Source organism: Nocardia sp. NBC_00565 (assembly GCF_036345915.1).
Classification (GTDB): domain Bacteria; phylum Actinomycetota; class Actinomycetes; order Mycobacteriales; family Mycobacteriaceae; genus Nocardia.
On sequence record NZ_CP107785.1, the window covers coordinates 7,081,557 to 7,101,125 of the forward strand.

Genomic DNA, 19,569 nt, shown 5'->3' on the forward strand with positions numbered 1-19,569 from the left:
ACAGCTATGTCGTCAGTCCGGGTCAATCCAGCTAGGAAATCGCCGTGTCGCGCGCCGTTCGGGACTGTCCAGGCTGCCCGATTCCCATCGGTGGCCGTCTGGTGACCACGCGTCGCGGACGATGCCGACCCAGTGGCCGTCGTCATCGATCAAGCAGTGCTCTTCGGCATTACCGGAGCAGATCGCCTCAACCAGTCCTAGTGCGGGAACCGGGCGGTCGCGGTCCCCGGCAACGTAGTCGACAACCATGTTGAAACACCAACCTGTTTCGATCCTGGCAGCTTCATCATCGAAGCGGGTGACCCGGATGCTCCCACGAGACTGGCCATCGGGCTGAATTACGCGCGCGGACATGACCACTACGCCCTCGTAGAGGAAGGTATCGGCGTCATATTTCACCGCTAGATCGCACAACCCGATAACGAGTTCTTCCCAGCTGCCCTGCTCGCTCACCGTTGTACTCCTTGCTCAGCCACAGGGATTGGTAACCGTTCCCGAATACTGCCATGCCATGGACCCGGAGGGGCGGCCGCCATACACCCCGCTCCCCTTCGCAGCCGTCCGATATTCGCCCTTCTCGCATTGAAACTGCCCCTGAGCGGTGTATTTTTCGTTCGCTTTGGGAGCGGGTTGACTATTGCGTCCGGGTTCCCCGACCATGACCCATTTCCCGTCTATCTTCCGCTCGAGCTGGACGAATACCTCCAGCGAGTCGATCGCGGCGGTGCAGGACATTCGCCCCTTGCCCACGATCCAGCCGGGCGAACCCTTCGAGTGGTGTGGATTGTTCGACTCCACATGGCAGGCGGCGTTACCCGGCGCGGCACCAGCGACGGTCGGCGAGAGCCCAGGCGCTGCCAGAGCCGCCGCGACCAGGCATGCGGCGATGGCAACTTTTCTGATGTTCATTACATCCCCCTCGATCAGTTCGTTTGCGGCGGAAGAACTTCCGAACCGCATACCTATTTAGATGCGCCACAGCGTCATCCGGTTCCATCCGACCCATCACTCATCACCGTGATGTACGTCATGAATGGTTTGACCCTCCTCCAGCCGCCGCTGGATCGCCTCCACCGTGCGATCCGGCGGTATCCGTTCCGGCCACAGGATCACCGCCGCCAGCACCGCCGAGGGCAGGCCGAGCACGACCACCCACCCGAGCACGATCCACATCGGTCAGACCTCCGTGTCCGTGACCGAGATCGGCTCTACGTCGATCGTGTCCAGGAGGCCACGGCGTACAGCGATCAACAGGTCTTCGTCCACCACCGTGCCGTTCACGGCCGCAAGGGCATTCGCCACATCGGCATCCAGCTCCGCGTACTCGTCGGGCTCGACCGGCCATCCGTCCGGGCCGACGAACGACCACGACCCGTCGCTCTGGTGGAGATAGCGCGGTCCGCCGCCTTCCGGCGCGAGTGCCAGTTTTCGAGCGTCTTCGTCATCACGTATCGCGGGTAGGTCCACGGCCCTGCCCCTTCCGTCGTCCGGTTGGCTAGCACCCGCCGCCGGGGTTGTCAGACACCCGGCGGCGGGGCTTGCACTGGAGCTTTGCAACGTAGGCACCGAACTCTGTTCCCCAGTGGAACAATGCACTTAAGGCGTGCGAACTCGACAGGGAAAGCGCAGGTACGTGGCATGACCGACGAACCAGATACCTACATCGGTCAGCGGGTGCGCCAGATTCGCGCCCGGCGGGGCATCACGCAACAGGTGCTGGCCGACCGGGCGGGGATCAGCCGTTCCGTGCTGGCGAAGTACGAGGCCGGACTCCGGCCGGTGGACTCACGCCGCACGCTGCTCGCTCTGGCTGCGGCGCTCGGTGTGCCCCTGGGCGACCTGACCGGGTACGAGCAAGACCGGATCGACCCGTCCGCCGCCGGATTCCACACGGCCGTGCCGGATATCGAGATCGCGCTGTGGACGGCGGGCAACGTCACGCACACCGCGCCGCCGCGCCCCCTGGACGAACTGAGCACGGCCTCACAGCGCGCCGCCGAGCTGCGCATAGCCTGCGATTACGCCACGCTCGGGCCGATGCTCGCGCCCATGCTGACCGACTGCTACCGGCACATCCGGGACGGAGGCGGGGCCGACAGTGACAGGGCCTGGGACGTGCTGAGCATGGTCACGCACACCACGGCCGCCGCCCTGAAGGCACGCGGGTACGGGGCGCTGTCCTGGACGGCCGCGCAGGAGGCCGAGAACGCCGCCCGCAACATCGGCGGGACGGCCGCGCTCGCTGCCACCGCCTTCGCCCGTAGTCAGGTGCTCCTGTCCCGGTCGGGCTCCCTGCCCGCCGCGCTGGAGCACGCCGAAGGCACGGCCGACAGGATCGCGCCCGACGTACGCACGGTCGGCGAGATCGAGACGTTCGGGATGCTGCACCTGCAAGCCTCCCTGGTCACGGCCGCCATGGGCAGGGATCCGGAACCGCACCTGGACGAGGCGGCGGAACAGGCGGGCAGGCTGGCCGATGCGCCACAGGGGAAGTCGATCCTTCGCAATCCCACGTTCGGCCCCGCGAACGTCCAGCTGTGGCGGATGTCGGCCGCGATGGAGCGCCGCGAACCCGGTCAGGTGCTCGCGCTCGCGCCGAGCCTATCGGCGGACGATCTGCCCGCCGAGGGGCGGCGCGCTCAGTACTTCGTGGAGATCGGGCGGGCGCACGCGATGAAGCGCGACTACCGCGATTCGCTGTACGCGCTGCTGCGGGCCGAACACGCCGCGCCCCAGCATGTTCGGAACATGGTCCACGTCCGCGAACTCGTCGGCCACATGATGCGGACCGCGCGGCGTGACCTGACTACCGGTGACCTCGGCAAGCTGGCGCAGCGGGTGGGCGTCGTGCCCGTGTGAGGCAAACGCACGTAATCCGTTGGTAGGGGGTCGTTTCCGGGAATGCGAACGGCCCACGGTTCGACACAGCCACGTGAGAACTGGGGGCCTTCGCGTCACATGACGAAACGTCCGGGCCGCGACCGGTTCGACCGGTCGCGGCCCCAGAGTTCGCGAGACTAGGCAGACACGGTGGCTTCGCGCTGAAGTTCCAGTGCGATATCGATGAGCTGGTCCTCCTGCCCACCAACCAGTTTGCGCTTGCCCGCGCGGACGAGCATCTCAGCAGCTGAGACGCCATACCGTTCGGCTTGGCGCTCGGCGTGCTTGAGGAAGCTCGAGTAGACGCCCGCGTAGCCCATCATGAGGGACTGGCGGTCCAGCAGGCATTCCTGCGGCATGACCGGACGCACCACATCCTCGGCGGCGTCGGCGATCGCGAAGAAGTCGATGCCGGTCTTGACGCCGAGCTTGTCGCATACGCCGACGAAGGCCTCGACGGGAGTGTTACCCGCACCCGCGCCGAAACGCCGTGCGCTGCCGTCGATTTGCTTCGCGCCCGCGCGCACCGCGTAGATCGAGTTGGCGACGGCCAGGTCCAGGTTCTCGTGGCCGTGGAAGCCGACCTGGGCGTCGTCACCGAGTTCGGCGACCAGCGCAGCCACCCGATCCGAAACCTGCTCCAGCACAAGGGCTCCCGCGGAGTCCACCACGTAGACGCACTGGCAGCCCGCATCGGCCATGATGCGGGCCTGCTTGGCCAGCGCCTCGGGCGGCTGGGTATGCGACATCATCAGGAAGCCAACGGTTTCCAGGCCGAGTTCACGGGCCAGGCCGAAGTGCTGGATCGAGACATCGGCCTCGGTGCAGTGCGTCGCGATGCGGCAGATCGAGGCACCGTTGTCCTGGGAGACCTTGATGTCTTCCTTGACGCCGACGCCCGGCAGCATGAGCACTGCGATCTTGGCCTGCTTCGCCGTCTGCGCGGCGATCTTGACCAACTCCTGCTCGGGGGTATGCGAGAAGCCGTAGTTGAACGACGAGCCGCCGAGGCCGTCGCCGTGGGTCACCTCGATGACCGGCACGCCCGCGCCGTCCAGCGCCGTGACGATATTGCGCACATCGTCGGCAGTGAACTGATGGCGCTTGTGATGCGAACCGTCACGCAGCGACGTATCGGTGACGCGGATGTCGAGTTCTGCTGAATAGGTCATGGGAAGGCTCCTTACACCCGGGCCGAGAGAATCTGCTTGGCCATGACCTCGCCGACCTGGGTGGCGGCCGCGGTCATGATGTCGAGGTTGCCCGCGTACGGCGGCAGGAAGTCGCCCGCACCCTCGACCTCGACGAAGACCGAAACCTTCGCGAAGCCACCGGAAACCACCGACGGCGGGTCGAACTGCGGCTCGTTCAGCAGCCGGTAACCGGGCACATACTTCTGGATATCGGCGACCATCCGGTGGATGGAGTCCGCGATCGCGTCGGTATCGGTGTCCTCGGGAATCGCGCAGAAGATGGTGTCGCGCATGATCATCGGCGGTTCGGCCGGATTCAGGATGATGATCGCCTTACCGCGCTCGGCCCCACCGATGGTCTGCACACCGCGCGACGTGGTCTTGGTGAACTCATCGATATTGGCGCGGGTACCCGGCCCGGCGGAGACCGAGGACACCGAGGCGACGATCTCGGCGTAGGGCACCGGCACCACGCGCGATACGGCCGCGACGATCGGAATGGTCGCCTGGCCACCACAGGTGATCATATTGACGTTGGGCGCATCGAGATTCGCGCCGACGAGGTTCACCGGCGGCACCACGGCCGGTCCCACCGCGGCGGGCGTCAGGTCGACCGCGCGGATTCCGGCCTCCGCATAGCGCGGCGCGGCGGCGCGGTGCACGTAGGCCGAGGTCGCCTCGAAGACGAGATCCGGCAGTTCCGGCTGTGCGAGCAGCCAGTCCACCCCCTCGTGCGAGGTCTCCAGCCCGAGCCCGCGGGCGCGCTTCAAACCCTCGCTCTCCGGGTCGATTCCGATCATCCACTTCGGTTCCACCGTGGTGGAGCGCAGCAGTTTGTACAGCAGATCGGTGCTGATATTGCCGGATCCGACGATCGCGGCGGTGACGGTCCCCGTTTCGGACACGGCAAACCTCCTACTTGAATTGCAAACGGACAGAACCGAGTCCGGCGAACTCGGCGTGGAACGAATCTCCCTGACGGGCATCGATGGCGCGGGTGCAGGATCCGGGTAGCACGATGTCGCCCGCCTTCAACCGCACACCGAAACTGGCGACCTTGCGGGCCAGCCAGGCCACCGCGATGACCGGATCACCGAGCACCGCATCGCTGCGCCCCTCGGCGATCACCTCGCCGTTGCGGGTGAGCACGGCGTCGATGGCCTTGATATCCAGGTCTTTCGGCGCGACGCGGGCCGCGCCGAGGACGAAGCCCGCCGAGGAGGCGTTATCGGAGATGGTGTCGGCGAGCCCGATCTTCCAGTCCTTGATCCGCGAATCGATCAGCTCGATGGACGGCGCGTAGGCGACCGTCGCGGCGAGCACATCGGCCTCGGTGCATTCTTCGCCGGGCAGATCCGCGCCGAGGACGAAGCCCACCTCGACCTCGACGCGGGGGATCAGGTAGCGCGAGGTCTCGACCGGAACATCCTCGAAGACCTCCATATCCGCGAGCAGATGTCCGTAATCGGGTTCGTCCACGCCCATCATCTGCTGCATGGCCAGCGACGACAGACCGACCTTGTGCCCGACCACCTTGGCGCCGTTGTCGAGCTTGCGCCGGATATTGAGCAGCTGGATCTCGTAGGCATCGACGACATCGATATCGGGATATCTGGCGATGAGCGGGCCGATGCCGACCCGATCACGTTCGGCGACGTCGAGTTCATCGGCCAATTGCATTCGGACCGCGTCGGACAGCACGCTAGTTTCCTTCCACTGTTGTCGCTTCGGGCATCGCTGCCCGCCAAAGCACGTCCGCGCCGGCCGCGAACAGGCCCGCGCGCCGACCGGAGAAAACGCAGTCGGCCAGGGACAACCCGCTGACGTAGGAGTCCGAGCAGATGCCGACCGCCGTCCGTCCCGCCGCGAACAGACCCGGAATATCGGTTCCGGCAGTCGATTTCACCGCTCCGGTGCGCTCGTCGACGACCACGCCGCCGAGGGTGAGCATCGGGCACGGATTGATGACGCTCGGTTTGATACCCACATCCAGCAGCCAGAACGGCCCGGCCCCTACCGTTTTGGTGAATTCGGCGGGTTTGCCGACCGGATCGGGTGCACCGTTCTCGATGGCTGCATTGTGCTCGGCCACGGTCGCGCGCAGGCCGTCCGCATCGATACCGGCCTTCGCCGCAACGGCATCCAGCGTCGCACCGCGCACCGCGGTCCGCCGCATCGCCTCGAACTGCCCGCGCTGGAACCAGGCCGACTGTGTACGGATTTGCGAGATAGCGGTACGCATGAGCGCATCGTCGGCGAGCAACCAGCCCTTGCCCGCGTGCTCGGTGATCAGCTCATGGCCGACCGCGGCGCCGTAGCGGGTCTCATCGATGACCCGGCGGCCGTCCGCGTCGACCAGCACCGAGCCGGTAAAAGCACTGGGCGGCAGGATGAATCGCCATGCCGAGATATTGCCCATGCGATCCGTCGCGGCACCGACCTGCTGGGCCATCCGGATCCCGCTGCCGTCATCGCCGGTTGTGCCGAGCGCGAGTCCGCCACGGTACTTCGGTCCGTACTCCCGCATCATCTCGCGATTGGCGATGAACCCGCCGGCGCTGAGCACCACACCGCGCCGGGCCTGGATCCGAATCGTGGTGCGGTAGCGCCGATCCAGCTTCGCCAGCCGGCGCTCCAATGCCTTGCGCAGCGGTGGGTAGTAGATGCCGGGCTTGGCGGCGAGCTTCGCCATCCGGGTGTAGCGATCCCGGACCTGTCCCGGCGCGTCGCGCAAGGTCTCGCATTCGACGCCGATCACGGTTCCGTTGTCGTCAGTGATCAATCGTGTTGCCTGCGTGAGGGTTTCCACCCGCACCCCGCGCCGGGAGGCCGAGGCGGCCAGCGGTCCGGTGAGTTTCTTACCCGAGGTGCCGCGGCCCTTGACCCGGTGTCCACGCTGCGCGGGCGTCGCGACCTCGCGGCCGTAACCGGACACCTCGCTACCCGAGTAGTAGAGGTAGTAGCTGTCGTTCGGATACGACGTCTTGTACGGACACAGCGACGCCTCGAACGGCACGCCGTGCCCCTGCAGCCACTCGATCATCGCCGGGCTCTCGTCGACGAACCGCCGCAGTGTCTCGGGTGTGATAGCGGTGCCGACCTCACGCTCGAGATAGGCCAGCATCTGCTCCGGCGTATCGACGACACCCGCCTCCACCTGCACCGATGTGCCGCCACCCGCGTAGATGATGCCGCCGGACAATGCCGACGCCCCGCCACCGGCGAAACGCTCCAACACCAGCACCTGCGCGCCCGCATCCGTCGCTTCCAGCGCGGCCGCCGCACCCGCGGCGCCGTATCCGACTACAACCACGTCGGCGGCCAGGTCCCAATCGCCGCTAGCGATTGCTCGCAGGTCGCTCGAAACGGCACTGCCCATGTTCATCACTCCGGTCAGAAACTGAAACAAGTTTTCTCGACGAACGGAACGCCGAGCAAGTCTTCTGCCACACAACATAGACCAACGGCGCCCCCATTCTATAACGTGTTCTACATGACTGATCGGGAATACGACGTGGTGGTGGTCGGCAGCGGCGCCGCCGGTATGACTGCCGCCCTCGCCGCGGCGCACCACGGGTTGAGCGCGGTGATCATCGAGAAGGCCGCGCACTACGGCGGATCGACCGCGCGCTCCGGTGGTGGGGTGTGGATCCCCGGCAACAAGGCGCTCAAGGCGGCCGGCCGTCCCGATGACCGCGAGGACGCACGCACCTACCTGCACAGCATCATCGGCGACGTGGTGCCCAAGGACCGGATCGACACCTACGTCGACCGCGGTGCGGAGGCCTTCGACTTCGTCCTCGAGCACACCCCGCTGAAGATGAAGTGGGTGCCCGGCTACTCCGATTACTACCCGGAGGCCCCCGGCGGTCTCGGCCAAGGTCGCTCGTGTGAGCCCGCCCCGTTCAACGCCAAAGTGCTCGGCGAGGAGCGGTTCAACCTGGAGCCGCCCTACGCCAAGGCCCCGCTGAACGTCGTCGTCATGCAGGCCGATTTCGTCCGGCTCAACCTGATCCGCCGCCACCCGAAGGGCATCATGCGGGCCATGCGGGTCGGTGCCCGCACCTACTTCGCCAAGTGGACCGGCAAGCACATCCTCGGCATGGGTCAGGCCATCATGGCCGCCATGCGCAAGGGACTCATCGACGCCGATGTGCCGCTGCTGCTGAACACCCCGCTGACCAAGCTGATCGTGGAAAACGGCGTGGTCACCGGGGTCGAGGCGGAGCACAACGGCGAGCCGGTGCGGTTCACCGCCAAGTACGGCGTGGTGCTCGGCAGCGGCGGTTTCGAGCGTAACGCCGAGATGCGCGCCAAATACCAGCGCCAGCCCATCACCACCGAGTGGACCACCGGCGCGGCCGCCAATACCGGCGACGGCATCAATGCCGGCATGGCGGTGGGTGGCGCGGTCGACTTCATGGAAGATTCCTGGTGGGGGCCGACCATTTTCAAGGGCGGTAAGCCATGGTTCGCGCTGGCCGAGCGCAATCTGCCCGGCACCATCATGGTCAACGCCGACGGTAAGCGATTCGGTAATGAGTCCGCTCCTTACGTCGAGGCTGTGCACACCATGTACGGCGGCGAATACGGGCAGGGTGAAGGTCCCGGCGAGAACATTCCCGCGTGGCTGGTGTTCGACCAGCGCTACCGGAACCGCTACATCTTCGCCGGATTGCAGCCTGGTCAGCGGTTTCCGTCCCGCTGGATGGAAAACGACCTGATTGTCAAGGCCGACACCCTCGCGGAATTGGCCACCAACATCGGCGTACCCGTGGACAATCTCACCGCCACCGTCGAGCGGTTCAACGAGTTCGCCGCGACCGGCGATGACGTGGACTTCGGCCGCGGCAACAGCCACTACGACCGGTACTACGGCGACCCGACCGTGAAGCCCAACCCGTGCCTGGCCGCGCTGGTGCAGGGCCCGTTCTACGCGGCCAAGATCGTGCCGGGTGACCTGGGTACCAAGGGCGGGCTGGTGGCCGATACCGCCGGTCGCGTGCTGCGCGAGGACGGCACGGTGATCGAGGGGCTCTACGCCTCCGGCAATAGCGCGACCCCCGTGATGGGCCACACCTATGCGGGCCCCGGCGCCACCATCGGCCCCGCGATCACCTTCGGGTATCTGGCGGTGCTCGATATCGCCGAGCGCAAGAAGCAGCAGTCGGCCAAGGCCAGCGCCGAAGCGTAAGCGACCGAAGGGGGCGTCTCACCGAATGGACGCCCCCTTGCCCACGCGGATGTGGTCGCCGCAGGATCGATTCGAGGCAACCGTCCCCGTGCGCGACGAACCGCAGACCAACCACGCCGGACCGCATCAGGGCCCGCCCGCATCGGGCAGATCTGTCCACAAGCATCCACAAGGAGAACCAGATGCCCATCGACCCGAATATCGCGCTCGGCGCGGAACTTCCGAGCCGGCAATTCGCTTGGACGCCGTCGGACGTGCAGCTGTACCAGCTGGGACTCGGGGCGGGCACGCGCTGGACCGATGCGGCCGAACTGCGTTATCTCGACGACCGCACCCCGCAGGTGCTGCCGACCTTCGCGACCGTGGCGGCCACCTTCCACGACACCGAACCGCCGAAGGTGCAGTTCCCCGGCATCGATATCGACCTCGCGAAGGTGGTGCACGGACACCAGGAGGTCGAGGTGCATCGCCCGATCCCAGCCACGGGCAAGGCGACCAGCACCGGACGCATCACCGAACTGTGGGACAAGGGCTCGGCCGCCGTTGTGGTGCAGGAGCAGACGGTCACCGGCTCCGACGGCGAACCGCTCTGGACCGCACGCTCATCCATCTTCGCCAAGGGCGAGGGCGGCTTCGGCGGCGAACGCGGCCCGAGCAGCAAGACCGAACTCCCTGACCGCACACCGGATTTCGACGTCGTCACCCCGACGCTTCCGCAACAGGCCCTGCTGTACCGCATGTGCGGCGACCGCAACCCCCTGCACTCGGATCCCGAATTCGCCCACGCCGCGGGCTTCCCCAACCCGATCCTGCACGGCCTGTGCACCTACGGCATGGTCTGCAAAACCGCCACCGACACCGTCCTGGACTCCGACGCCACCCGCGTCACCGCCTTCCGAGCCCGCTTCGCCGGCATCCTCTACCCAGGCGAAACCATCCGCACCCGAATCTGGCGCGGGAATGGCGAATTGACCATTGCCGCAACAGCGGTCGAGCGCGACGACGCTCCGGTCCTAGCCGACGTCACCCTCCGCTTCACCTGACCTTCGTTTGATGGCTACGCCCTGGATTACCAGGGCGTACAGGAGGATTACCAGGATGGGGGCGGCGATCGGGGCCCAGGCCAGGCGCAGTGGGAGCAGGGCTGCGCCGACGGCTGCGGCGGCGAAGGCTACTGCGCCGGTGACCGACGGCACTGTGGTTGGGACGACGCCGACGGGGGCGGAGACGGTGGCGGTGTTCAAGAGGTAGGCGGTGGCTACCAATCCTGTTGCGGCGGCGGCCAGTACGCCGGTGTCGGCGGCGGCGAGTACGCCGATGGCGAGTAGGACCGCTGCGACGGCGGGCAGGCGCAACCACCAGCCCGCGATCACCAGAATCACGGCGGGGATACCGGCCCATGGCGTCATCAGCGTCACCGAGGTCACCAACAGGACACCGGACAGGATGGCGAGGAATCGGATCATCGGCGCACCCGTACGGTTCGGCGATGATCGGGGATCAATCGCATGACCTGGTCGAGTCGCGCGTCTTCGGTCCAGGCCACGATGTCGACGCCGACGGTGCCCATATCCCGGTACATCGAGGCGCGCTCCAGATTCCACATTCTGGCCAGTGTCGGGTCGAGATGTTCGTGGAAGGGCGTGCCGCGCAACACATCGACGACCACGACGACGTGACCGCGTTTGCGCAGATCGATCAGTGCCAATGCGAACTGGGTGTCCAGCAGTGTGGAGAAGGCGATGATGATCGCGCCGAGCGGGACGGCCGCGTGTGGCGCCAGTGTGCCGGTGGTCGGGATGTGTTCGTCGCCGACGTCCAGCACGGTGTCCACGATCCGATAGAACTGCCGACGCCCGATATCCGGGCGCAGCCAGCGCGGCGACTGACCGAGGCAGACCACCGCGGTGCGATCCCCCGCCTGCAGCGTCGACTGCACCACCTGCGCCGCACCCCGTACCGACAGCTCCAGCGAATCGGTGGCCGGCCCGGGCGCCTGCTGCGAAGTATCAACGAGCACAACCACATCCGCGGACCGGTTGGTCAGCCGCTCGGTGACATATAGTCGCCCGCGCCGCGCGCTCACCGGCCAGTTCACGATCCGCAGCTGGTCGCCGGGCGCGTACGCGCGGATATCGGCGTACTCGACGCCGGGACCATGTTTGCGGGTCAGGTGGGTACCGAGTCGTTCGGGAAGTTCGGTGCGCGGCAACTTCATGCGCTGCGGATCGGTGATCGGGTAGACGAACAGCTGACCCGCGGGCAACACCGCGGTGGCGACGGACAGTCCCGCCGGGCTGAGCGCGGAGACCCGGACGGCGAGCGGATATCGCCCCCACCGGTCCGCCGTCAGGGCCAGCCGCAACCCGGCAGGCGCCGTCCCGGAATCAATCGCCTCCTCGATCTCGATCCCGAGTCCCGCCACCTTATCCGGAGTCAGCCGCAGGAGCGCATGGCCCGATTCGACAAAGGTGGCGACCGTCGTCACGATCTCCTCGGTCTCGAAACAGCGCAGCGTACCGCCGCCTTCGACCTGGATCTTGGTCGAGGACTGCTGCCACGGCGCGGTCGCGAGCACACCGAGCAGCGGGGCCGCGAAAACCACCAGCTGCCAGCGGCCCAGCACCAGCGCGAGCACTAGGGCCACCGCCGCGCTCACTACCAGCATGAACACCAATGGTGCTGGCCGCCAACGCAATTCGACCTCGACCGCGGCGCTCATATCCCGGTGCCGAGCGCCGCCCGCCATCGGCTCGTCGCGGCTCGGTGGGCGGTGCGCCTCGTGCGCCCGCGCGGCCGCCGCGGTGCCTTGGATGACGGCGCCGTGCTGGGTCGTATCCGTCTGGGCCGCATCCGTCTGGGCCGCATCCGGCTGGGTCGGCTCCGGCTGGGTCGGCTCCGGCTCGGTAGCGTCCGGCTGGGTCATGCCCTACCCCGCCGTGTCATGTCACCGACGCGCGCGGAACCGGCAGACGGCGCAGCAATTCGGTGATCACGTCCTCGCCGCGGATCCGGCGCACCCACATCTCCGGGCGCAGCGTGATCCGGTGCGCCATCGCCGGAATCGCGAGCGCCTTCACATCTTCTGGAACCACATAGTCGCGCCCGAGCAGCAGCGCCCGAGCCCGCGACATCTGCACCAGATCGAGTTCGGCGCGCGGGCTGGCGCCCACTTCGACCTGCGGATGTCCACGAGTCGCACCGGCGAGTGCGACCACATAGCTGACCACGTCGGGATGCACCGTGACGAACTCGACCGACTGCCGCATCTCCAACAGTCCGTTCGTGTCCACGACCTGCGCCACCTGCGGTGTCGCCGAGCCGCGTTCGAGGCGGCGGTGAATCATCTGCCGCTCGTCGTTCTCCGACAGATAGCCCAGCCGCAGCTGCATCGCGAACCGGTCCAGCTGCGCCTCCGGCAGCGGATAGGTGCCCTCGTACTCGATCGGGTTGTCGGTGGCCAGCACAATGAAAGGCTGTGGCAGCGGAAAGGTTTCGCCGTCGATGCTGACCTGTCCCTCGGCCATCGCCTCCAGCAGCGCGGCCTGCGTCTTCGGCGGCGTGCGGTTTATTTCGTCGGCCAGCAGCACATTGGTGAAGACCGGGCCGCGCCGGAAATTGAAACGGCCCGAAGACATGTCGTAGATGGTGGAGCCCAGCAGGTCGGCGGGCAGTAGGTCGGGCGTGAACTGCACACGGGTGAAGTCCAGGCCGAGCGCGGCGGCGAAGGATCTGGCAATGAGCGTCTTACCGAGGCCGGGCAGGTCCTCGATCAGGACATGACCGCCCGACAGCACGGCGATCATGATCAGTTGCAACTCATCCCGCTTGCCGACGATCACCCGGGACAGTTCCCGCAGCACCGCCTCACTGCGCTGGATGGTCGCGTCCATCGGCACCGTCATTTGTCTACTCGCACTTGCCTCAACCCATTTCACATTTTCTGAAGACGACGCAGGATCTCGTCCAGCGCCGCGCGCCCCGGTGCGGGAGTCGTCTGATCCCGTAATGCCGAGTTGGCCGGATCGACCCAGCGCCACAATTCCGGGCCGAACTGCAATATCCCGGCGGCCTCGGTCGCTTTGCGGTTCTTGGCGACCCGCAGGCCGGTGGACAACTCGAATTCCTTGGCCAGCAACGGACGCAGATGCCGATCCCAGTCGGCTCTGGTGCCGTCCGCGCGGTCGGCCAGCATCTCCGCTCTGGCATGCCAGTGCCGCAGCATCTCCGCCGGGCCGTTCTCGATATAGTCCGATTCCGCATCGGTTATCGGTATCGACCGCCCCGTCAGCGACCAGATCAGCTGAACCATGGCCAGTGCCACCGGAATTCCGGCGGCGATCAGGAGCGCGCCGCGTGCCTTGCCGAGGGTGATGAGCTCGATCAGCCCGATGACGATCAGCGCACCGATCACGATCGCGCGGTTCATACCATCGCCCCTTGCAGATCCGCCAAAACGATACGCAGCAGCTGTTCGGCCCGCATCCGCTGCCACTCCAGCATCGAATGCGGGCTGAACCTGGCCTCTTCGAACAGCGCGACCAATTCCCTGGCCGACGCGTCGTGCAGGGCGCCGCGCTCGAAGGCTCTGGCCAGCACTTCCATCGGGGTATCCGAGGCCAGCGGCGCGGCCGCGCGATCGAAGGACAGGCCGCGTTCCATCGCGACATAGCTGGCGATGATGGCCTCGCGCGGATCCTGGCCGGGCACATTCATGGCGGCCAGGCCCATTTCGGCCGCTCGGGCCAGGGAACCGGCCACGGTCGGCGCGGCCGGGGGCACCGGCACCGGCACCACGCGCGGCTTACGCTGACCGGCCATCGCGACCACGATCAGCCCGATCAGCGCCGCACCGACCAGGACCACGGCGGCAATGCCGGCCAGCAGCAGCGCCGTACCGCTGAGATGGACGGATGTGGTGTCGGGGGTCGCCGCAGTGGTGACGACTTCCTCCGGGGTGCGGCCGGACCCGTCCCGCGGCACCGACGACGGCACCGGCTCACCCTCGCGACCGAAGCCGACGAAGAAGATGGCCGAGGCCGCCGCGATAATGAGCGAGACGACCGCGAGCGCGGCCAGTACGAGCAGACCCGTCCGGCCGAGCAGTCCGTGCTTGCGCTCGGAATCACGATCCACCTCCGGCATGGCCAGTGGGAGCCGGTGCTGGCTGGCGATCACACCGGCGATCAGAATAACGACCGACACCGTGAGCAGCACCGGCATCAGCGCGACCGAGATCGCGGATGGCACCGAGCGGTGGTCGCCGAATTCATCGGTGCCCGGAATGTGGCCGCGCAGCGCGATCGCGGCACACGCCAGCAGCGTGATCAGTACGACCACGCGCGATATCGGCGCTCCCGCCCTGGCCACCTGTTACCACCACATCTGAGTACAGCTCTGAACAGGCACATAGTTACATGCCGAGTGGTCGGCTCGGGATGGAATCGAATACTTCGGATCGCCTCCTCTTTATCCCGCGCCGGGGCCGTTCCGACCGGCGTTTACGCCGGTTCGGCGCTATCGGAGCGCGCCTTGGTGGAGCTCGCCGAGGCGGCTTGCGGTCCGTGCGATGTCAGGGACCTCGCGGACGTCGGCGACCAGGTCCGACAGTGGTGTCCTGGCCTCGATCGTGAGCTCGAGATCCGCGTCGTAGAGCACGTCGATCAGGTTCACGAAGCGCATGGCCCAGTCGGGCGGGACGTCTCGCAAGGGCACGACATCGCACAAGGTCCACTGTCGAAAGCGTTGTGCGAGGTCGACGTAGTCCGAGGCGGCGGTGGCGGTACCGCACAGGGCGGTGAAATCGATGACGATCACGGAATCGTCGACGGCGCGGGCGCGGATTTTGCGGGTGCCGACCGGAATATCGATACCGGTTGGCGTTCCGCTTCGGTCGCGGCCGGTTGCGGCCAGGTAGCGTCCGGCCGCGAAGCCGGTCGTCGAGCCGCCGCGGGTGCGATAGTCGAGCGGACCATCGACCGAGACGAGGTCCAGTTGCGCGATGATGCGCGCGATGGTCGGCAGGAAGCGGTCGTGGAACAGCGGGTTGGGCAGTAGCCGCCGCGGCGGGTAGTTCGAGGTCACCACCAACACGATGCGGTGTGCGAAGAGCACGTCGAGCATGCGGGCGATCAACATCGCGTCGCCGATATCGTGCACGTGGAATTCGTCGAAGCAGACCAGTTCGGCATTGCCGAGCAGACCGTCGATGGCCTTGTCGATGGATCCCGATTCGTGTGCGGCGGTGTGCAATCGGGCGAAGAAGTCGTGGAAGTGGAAGCGGCGTTTGCGGTTCGACGCGATGCCTGCGAAGAAGTCGTTCATCAGCATCGTTTTCCCGCGGCCGGGCCTGCCGTGCAGGTAGACGCCGCGATGATGTTTCCTCGGCCGCCCATGCCGGTCGAGGAGTTCGAGCAGCCGAGCCCGAGCCCGGATCTGATCGGCATCCAAAATCAGCGCAGGTGAGCGCACGCCGGTCTCCGCGCGAACAACGATATCCCTGAGCTCCATGCCATCCTCCTGATCCTCTACAGTTGTAGAGGATCGGGAAAGCCTGCCGCCAGAGAAGGTGATGATGTCCACAACCGACCGGCGCACCGCACTCGCCGACGCGGCCATCGATCTGATCGCGACCCGGGGCATACGAGCGCTCACCCACCGCGCCCTCGATACCGCGCTCGACCTGCCCGCCGGGTCGGCGTCCTATTACTTCCGCACCAAACGCGCGCTCATCGAAGCCATCACGGACCGAATCACCACCCGCTCCCGCGACGACTTCACCGCCGCCCAATTGACGCTATCGATCCCCACCGACCCCTACGGCATCGCACACGCCATCGCGAGCTGGCTCGACCGACTGCTCGCCGAGCGCCGCAACCACCTGATCGTCCGGCACGCACTCATCATCGAGCTGATCGGCGATCCAGAGCTGCACCACCGACTGACGCACAGCCTGTTCTCGATCGAGCGCGCACGAGACCTCTTCCGCGCCTTGAACTTCCCGGACCCCGACGTGGCCGCCGCCGACTTCATCGCAGTGGTCGAGGGTGCTGTCTTCGACCGGTTCGCGGGCGCTCGCACGCACGTTCCGGCGGGCACTCCCGGCAGCGTCGATCAACTCGCCACGCTGCTGTCCCGCTACCTGGCCCAGCCTCGTTCGCTGTAGGTGAGACCGGTCGAGTAGGCATCGATTCCGGCCGCCGAATACCGAATGAGCGAGTCTTCCGGCAGCCCATCCAGCGAAAACCATTGCAGCTCATAGCTCTTATCCGGCTCACGATTCACCGGCTCACCGCCCCATCGCGACGCATGAAAGAACAGCCCGAGCCTGGCTTCACGCCCAGAGCCGACCACATGCGCCGTGTGCACGAGACGCAAATCCGCTGGATCAATGACCACCCCGACCTCCTCCCCCGCCTCCCGAACCGCGGCAGCAGTCGCGGACTCCCCCAACTCCACCTTCCCCGCAGGCAGATGCCACAGCCCATCGAACTCATCGTCACTACGCCGCTTACTGAGCAACACGTCACCACCCCGAACAAGCAGAATGTGCACATCGACAATATGCCGGTCGGTCATGCCACACCTCCCACTACGCGCCGCTCCAACCTACGCCGCGCCGCCGGGCAGGCTGCTGGTGACCGCGTCCGGGGCGGCGATATCCACCTACGATCAGCCGGGGTCGACCAGCCAGCGGACCACTGGCCCGAATCAATTGGCGCTGAGCACCAATCCGGATGTCGGAACGCCGGTGCCTGCGGTGACCAGGATGTTCTCCAGGTTCTCGACAGGATTGACCGAGGTGCCGCGGATCTGGCGCACGGCCTCGGCGATTCCGTTCATGCCGTGGATGTAGGCCTCGCCTAGTTGGCCGCCGTGGGTATTGAGTGGCAGGCGACCGCCGATCTCGATGGCGCCGTCGGCGATGAAATCCTTGGCCTCGCCGCGACCGCAGAAACCCAGCTCCTCCAGTTGCATCAGCACGAACGGGGTGAAGTGGTCGTAGAGGATGGCGGCCTGCATATCGTCAGGGCGCAAACCGCTTTGGGCCCACAGTTGCTCGCCGACCAGGCCCATTTCCGGGAGACCGGTCAGAGCGTCGCGGTAGTAGCTCGTCATCACATACTGATCGGCACCGGAACCCTGTGCGGCGGCGGCGATGACGGCCGGCCGCTGCGGCAGATCACGGGCGCGTTCGACGCTGGTGACCACGATCGCGACACCACCATCGGACTCCTGGCAGCAGTCCAGCAGATGCAGCGGTTCGGCGATCCAGCGCGAATTCTGGTGCTCCGCCAGGGTGATCGGCTTGCCGTAGAAGAAGGCGGCCGGATTCACCGCGGCGTGTTTGCGATCGGCGACGGCGACCCGCCCGAAGTCGGCGCTGGTCGCACCGTAGACGTGCATATAGCGGCGCGCGACCATGGCCACCTGGGCCGCCGGCGTGCCGAGGCCCTGCGGGTAGGACCACCCCGCGTCGATGCCCGAGGAGGTCGGCGCGGTGGCCAGCGCGGTGGAGAACTGACCGAAACGTGACACCGAACGCTCGTTGAAGGCCCGATAGGCGACGACCACATCGGCGACGCCGGTAGCGACCGCCATGGCGGCCTGCTGAATGGTGGCGCACGCCGCACCGCCGCCATATCCGATGTGGCTGAAGAACTTCAGCTGCGGGATGCCGACGGCGCGGGCGACCGCGGCCTGGGTATTGGTATCCATGGTGAAGGTCGTCAAACCGTCGACATCGTCGGGCGTCAGACCCGCGTCGGCGAGCGCCGCGGTGACGGCCTCGGCGGCCAGCCGCAGTTCGCTGCGGCCGGAGTCCTTGGAAAAGTCGGTGGCGCCGATGCCGACGATGGCGGCCCGACCGGAGATCGTGTCACTCATCATGGCCTCCCTCTGTTGCTGATCTACCCTCTGTTGCTGATCTAAGCAGGGCGATAACGGCTTTCGCCGTGATGTGGGCACCGAGGCTGTCCCGGCCGACCACATCGATATGGATGTCATCGCCCTCGACCGCGGATACGGTCCCGGACAGCGTGAGAGTGTCACCGGCATACAGCGGCACACCCAGGCGCAGCGCGACCGATTTCACGATGGCGCGCGGCCCGGCCCAGTCGGTGACGAAGCGCTGCACCAGTCCGGTATCGGTGAGGATATTGACGAAGATGTCCTTGGAACCACGGGCCACGGCCTTGTCCCTGTCGTGGTGCACATCCTGAAAGTCCCTGGTGGCCAGGGCCGTACTGATCACGAAGGTCGGATCGGCGTTGATGACCAGTTCGGGCAGCACGGTGCCCACCCGCACGGTCATCGGTTCGACGTAGGTCATGCGATCACCCGCCAGACCGGCAGCACGGCCTCGTCGTCGAGCTGCTCGAACTCCACCCGCACCGGCAGCCCGACCTTCACATCGGCCGGGTCGATGCCGCGCAGTTCACCGAGCATGCGCACGCCCTCCTCCAGTTCGACCAACGCGACGACGAACGGCAGCTGCCGCCCTGGCACTTTCGGCGCGTGATGCACGACGTAACTGAACACTTCACCGCGCCCGGACGCGACGACGTAGTCGGTCTGCTCGGATTTGTCCTGCCAGATAGCCGGAATCGGCGGATGCCGCAGCGTGCCGTCCGGCAACTTCTGGATTCGCAACTCGCCGACTTTCGTACCCGCCCAGAAGAATTCGGTATCCCAGGAGACGAGCGGCTTGACTCGTTCGCCCACAGGCGCTTTCGGAGCCGCGCCGCCGCTAGCGACTGCTTGCAGGTCGCTCGAAACAACACTGCCCGGTGCGAACTTCAGTAGCCGGAACAGCATTTCGGCGACGACCTCATCGCCCACCTGCCAGCTGGTCTGGAACGTGACGAACCAGCCTTCGCCGAGCGCCGTCTTCTTCGGCCCGCGGATCTCGGCGAGCCTGCTGGTCACCGCGATCTGCTCACCGACATTCACGTACCGGTGGTAGGTCTGCTGACAGTCGGTGGCGACCACGGAGGTATAGCCCGCGCTGTCGAGCAGCTCGGTCACCTGCGCCATCGGATCATCGGCCGGACGAGAACCGTTGAGCCCGAACATGGTCCACACCTGCGCCATGGCCGGCGGGGCCACGGTGCCGTAATGTCCGGCGGCGCGCGCGGCTTCCTCGTCGACGTAGATCGGGTTGTCGTCCCCGAGCGCCTCCACCCAGTTGTTGATCATCGGCTGGTTCACCGGGTCACGCCCGAGGCGTGGCGCGCAATCGCCCGCCGCGATGATCTTCTCGGCTGCGGCGGTAATCGCTTCCGGCGTCATGGTTTCCGGCAC

22 protein-coding genes are annotated in these 19,569 nt (G+C 66.5%); 4 read left to right on the plus strand and 18 right to left on the minus strand.

Translation table 11 applies throughout. The features are described 5' to 3' along the window. Window positions 1–12: 12 nt before the first annotated feature. Genes OG874_RS32635 through OG874_RS32650 form a run of 4 tightly spaced genes read right to left on the minus strand, consistent with a single transcriptional unit; the run spans window position 13 to window position 1,467 of the window. Window positions 13–453, minus strand: a complete 441-nt coding sequence (locus OG874_RS32635) for a hypothetical protein (RefSeq protein ID WP_330250922.1) — start codon at window positions 451–453, stop codon at window positions 13–15. A gap of 15 nt (window positions 454–468) precedes the next feature. Beyond that, complete coding sequence (locus OG874_RS32640) at window positions 469–960, minus strand: hypothetical protein (RefSeq protein ID WP_330250923.1); 492 nt, start codon at window positions 958–960, stop codon at window positions 469–471. A gap of 45 nt (window positions 961–1,005) precedes the next feature. Beyond that, window positions 1,006–1,173: a hypothetical protein gene (locus OG874_RS32645; protein ID WP_330250924.1), complete on the minus strand. Its 168-nt coding sequence runs from the start codon at window positions 1,171–1,173 to the stop codon at window positions 1,006–1,008. A gap of 3 nt (window positions 1,174–1,176) precedes the next feature. Further along, window positions 1,177–1,467 (minus strand): hypothetical protein, encoded by a 291-nt coding sequence (locus OG874_RS32650; protein ID WP_330250925.1) that lies wholly within the window; start codon window positions 1,465–1,467, stop codon window positions 1,177–1,179. 171 nt (window positions 1,468–1,638) lie between these two features. Here OG874_RS32650 and OG874_RS32655 point away from each other — a divergent pair, with 171 nt between their 5' ends. Beyond that, window positions 1,639–2,859 carry a helix-turn-helix domain-containing protein gene (locus tag OG874_RS32655; protein WP_330250926.1) on the plus strand — a complete coding sequence of 407 codons (1,221 nt, stop codon included), beginning with the start codon at window positions 1,639–1,641 and terminating at the stop codon, window positions 2,857–2,859. A gap of 158 nt (window positions 2,860–3,017) precedes the next feature. Here the strand turns inward: OG874_RS32655 and dmpG are convergent, their stop codons facing one another. From dmpG to OG874_RS32675, 4 genes are read right to left on the minus strand one after another with little or no spacing between them, the layout of a single operon-like run. Beyond that, complete coding sequence (dmpG, locus tag OG874_RS32660) at window positions 3,018–4,052, minus strand: 4-hydroxy-2-oxovalerate aldolase (RefSeq protein WP_330250927.1); 1,035 nt, start codon at window positions 4,050–4,052, stop codon at window positions 3,018–3,020. A gap of 11 nt (window positions 4,053–4,063) precedes the next feature. Then, the gene (locus tag OG874_RS32665; RefSeq protein WP_330250928.1) at window positions 4,064–4,978 is read right to left on the minus strand and encodes an acetaldehyde dehydrogenase (acetylating); all 915 of its coding nucleotides are present in this window, start codon (window positions 4,976–4,978) and stop codon (window positions 4,064–4,066) included. 10 nt (window positions 4,979–4,988) lie between these two features. Beyond that, complete coding sequence (locus tag OG874_RS32670) at window positions 4,989–5,774, minus strand: 2-keto-4-pentenoate hydratase (protein WP_330250929.1); 786 nt, start codon at window positions 5,772–5,774, stop codon at window positions 4,989–4,991. A 1-nt stretch (window position 5,775) separates the two neighbouring features. Then, window positions 5,776–7,452 (minus strand): FAD-binding protein, encoded by a 1,677-nt coding sequence (locus OG874_RS32675; RefSeq protein WP_330250930.1) that lies wholly within the window; start codon window positions 7,450–7,452, stop codon window positions 5,776–5,778. Between the two features lie 105 nt (window positions 7,453–7,557). Here OG874_RS32675 and kstD point away from each other — a divergent pair, with 105 nt between their 5' ends. Both kstD and OG874_RS32685 read left to right on the plus strand, forming a co-directional pair. Beyond that, window positions 7,558–9,267, plus strand: coding sequence for a 3-oxosteroid 1-dehydrogenase (gene kstD, locus OG874_RS32680; RefSeq protein ID WP_330250931.1), 1,710 nt, complete (start codon window positions 7,558–7,560; stop codon window positions 9,265–9,267). Window positions 9,268–9,449: 182 nt separating this feature from the next. Further along, entirely contained in the window at window positions 9,450–10,310 is an 861-nt protein-coding gene (locus OG874_RS32685) for a MaoC family dehydratase (protein WP_330250932.1), read from the plus strand. Here OG874_RS32685 and OG874_RS32690 read toward each other — a convergent pair. The 6 genes from OG874_RS32690 to zapE form a co-directional block, all read right to left on the minus strand. Continuing rightward, window positions 10,281–10,733, minus strand: a complete 453-nt coding sequence (locus OG874_RS32690) for a hypothetical protein (RefSeq protein WP_330250933.1) — start codon at window positions 10,731–10,733, stop codon at window positions 10,281–10,283. The genes OG874_RS32685 and OG874_RS32690 overlap by 30 nt on opposite strands. After that, the gene (locus OG874_RS32695; protein ID WP_330257515.1) at window positions 10,730–11,989 is read right to left on the minus strand and encodes a DUF58 domain-containing protein; all 1,260 of its coding nucleotides are present in this window, start codon (window positions 11,987–11,989) and stop codon (window positions 10,730–10,732) included. The genes OG874_RS32690 and OG874_RS32695 overlap by 4 nt, the downstream gene beginning before the upstream one ends. A gap of 220 nt (window positions 11,990–12,209) precedes the next feature. After that, window positions 12,210–13,172, minus strand: coding sequence for an AAA family ATPase (locus OG874_RS32700; protein ID WP_330250934.1), 963 nt, complete (start codon window positions 13,170–13,172; stop codon window positions 12,210–12,212). Window positions 13,173–13,201: 29 nt separating this feature from the next. After that, a complete protein-coding gene (locus tag OG874_RS32705) occupies window positions 13,202–13,696 on the minus strand; it encodes a hypothetical protein (RefSeq protein WP_330250935.1) in 495 nt (164 codons plus the stop codon). Next, window positions 13,693–14,637, minus strand: a complete 945-nt coding sequence (locus tag OG874_RS32710; RefSeq protein ID WP_330250936.1) for a DUF4129 domain-containing protein — start codon at window positions 14,635–14,637, stop codon at window positions 13,693–13,695. The genes OG874_RS32705 and OG874_RS32710 overlap by 4 nt, the downstream gene beginning before the upstream one ends. A gap of 147 nt (window positions 14,638–14,784) precedes the next feature. Next, complete coding sequence (zapE, locus tag OG874_RS32715; protein ID WP_330250937.1) at window positions 14,785–15,777, minus strand: cell division protein ZapE; 993 nt, start codon at window positions 15,775–15,777, stop codon at window positions 14,785–14,787. 64 nt (window positions 15,778–15,841) lie between these two features. On the opposite strand from zapE, the gene OG874_RS32720 reads away from it, so the two are divergent. Continuing rightward, window positions 15,842–16,432, plus strand: a complete 591-nt coding sequence (locus OG874_RS32720; RefSeq protein WP_330250938.1) for a TetR/AcrR family transcriptional regulator — start codon at window positions 15,842–15,844, stop codon at window positions 16,430–16,432. Here OG874_RS32720 and OG874_RS32725 read toward each other — a convergent pair. The 4 genes from OG874_RS32725 to OG874_RS32740 all read right to left on the minus strand — a co-directional run bounded on the left by OG874_RS32725 (window position 16,405) and on the right by OG874_RS32740 (window position 19,557). Continuing rightward, window positions 16,405–16,845, minus strand: coding sequence for an NUDIX hydrolase (locus tag OG874_RS32725; protein WP_330250939.1), 441 nt, complete (start codon window positions 16,843–16,845; stop codon window positions 16,405–16,407). The two genes, OG874_RS32720 and OG874_RS32725, sit on opposite strands and share 28 nt — an antisense overlap. A 132-nt stretch (window positions 16,846–16,977) precedes the next feature. Beyond that, the gene (locus OG874_RS32730) at window positions 16,978–18,153 is read right to left on the minus strand and encodes a lipid-transfer protein (RefSeq protein WP_330250940.1); all 1,176 of its coding nucleotides are present in this window, start codon (window positions 18,151–18,153) and stop codon (window positions 16,978–16,980) included. Continuing rightward, window positions 18,146–18,598 carry a MaoC family dehydratase gene (locus OG874_RS32735; protein WP_330250941.1) on the minus strand — a complete coding sequence of 151 codons (453 nt, stop codon included), beginning with the start codon at window positions 18,596–18,598 and terminating at the stop codon, window positions 18,146–18,148. Before OG874_RS32735 ends, OG874_RS32730 begins: the two co-directional genes overlap by 8 nt. Beyond that, complete coding sequence (locus OG874_RS32740) at window positions 18,595–19,557, minus strand: bifunctional MaoC family dehydratase N-terminal/OB-fold nucleic acid binding domain-containing protein (RefSeq protein ID WP_330257516.1); 963 nt, start codon at window positions 19,555–19,557, stop codon at window positions 18,595–18,597. Before OG874_RS32740 ends, OG874_RS32735 begins: the two co-directional genes overlap by 4 nt. Window positions 19,558–19,569 lie beyond the last annotated feature (12 nt).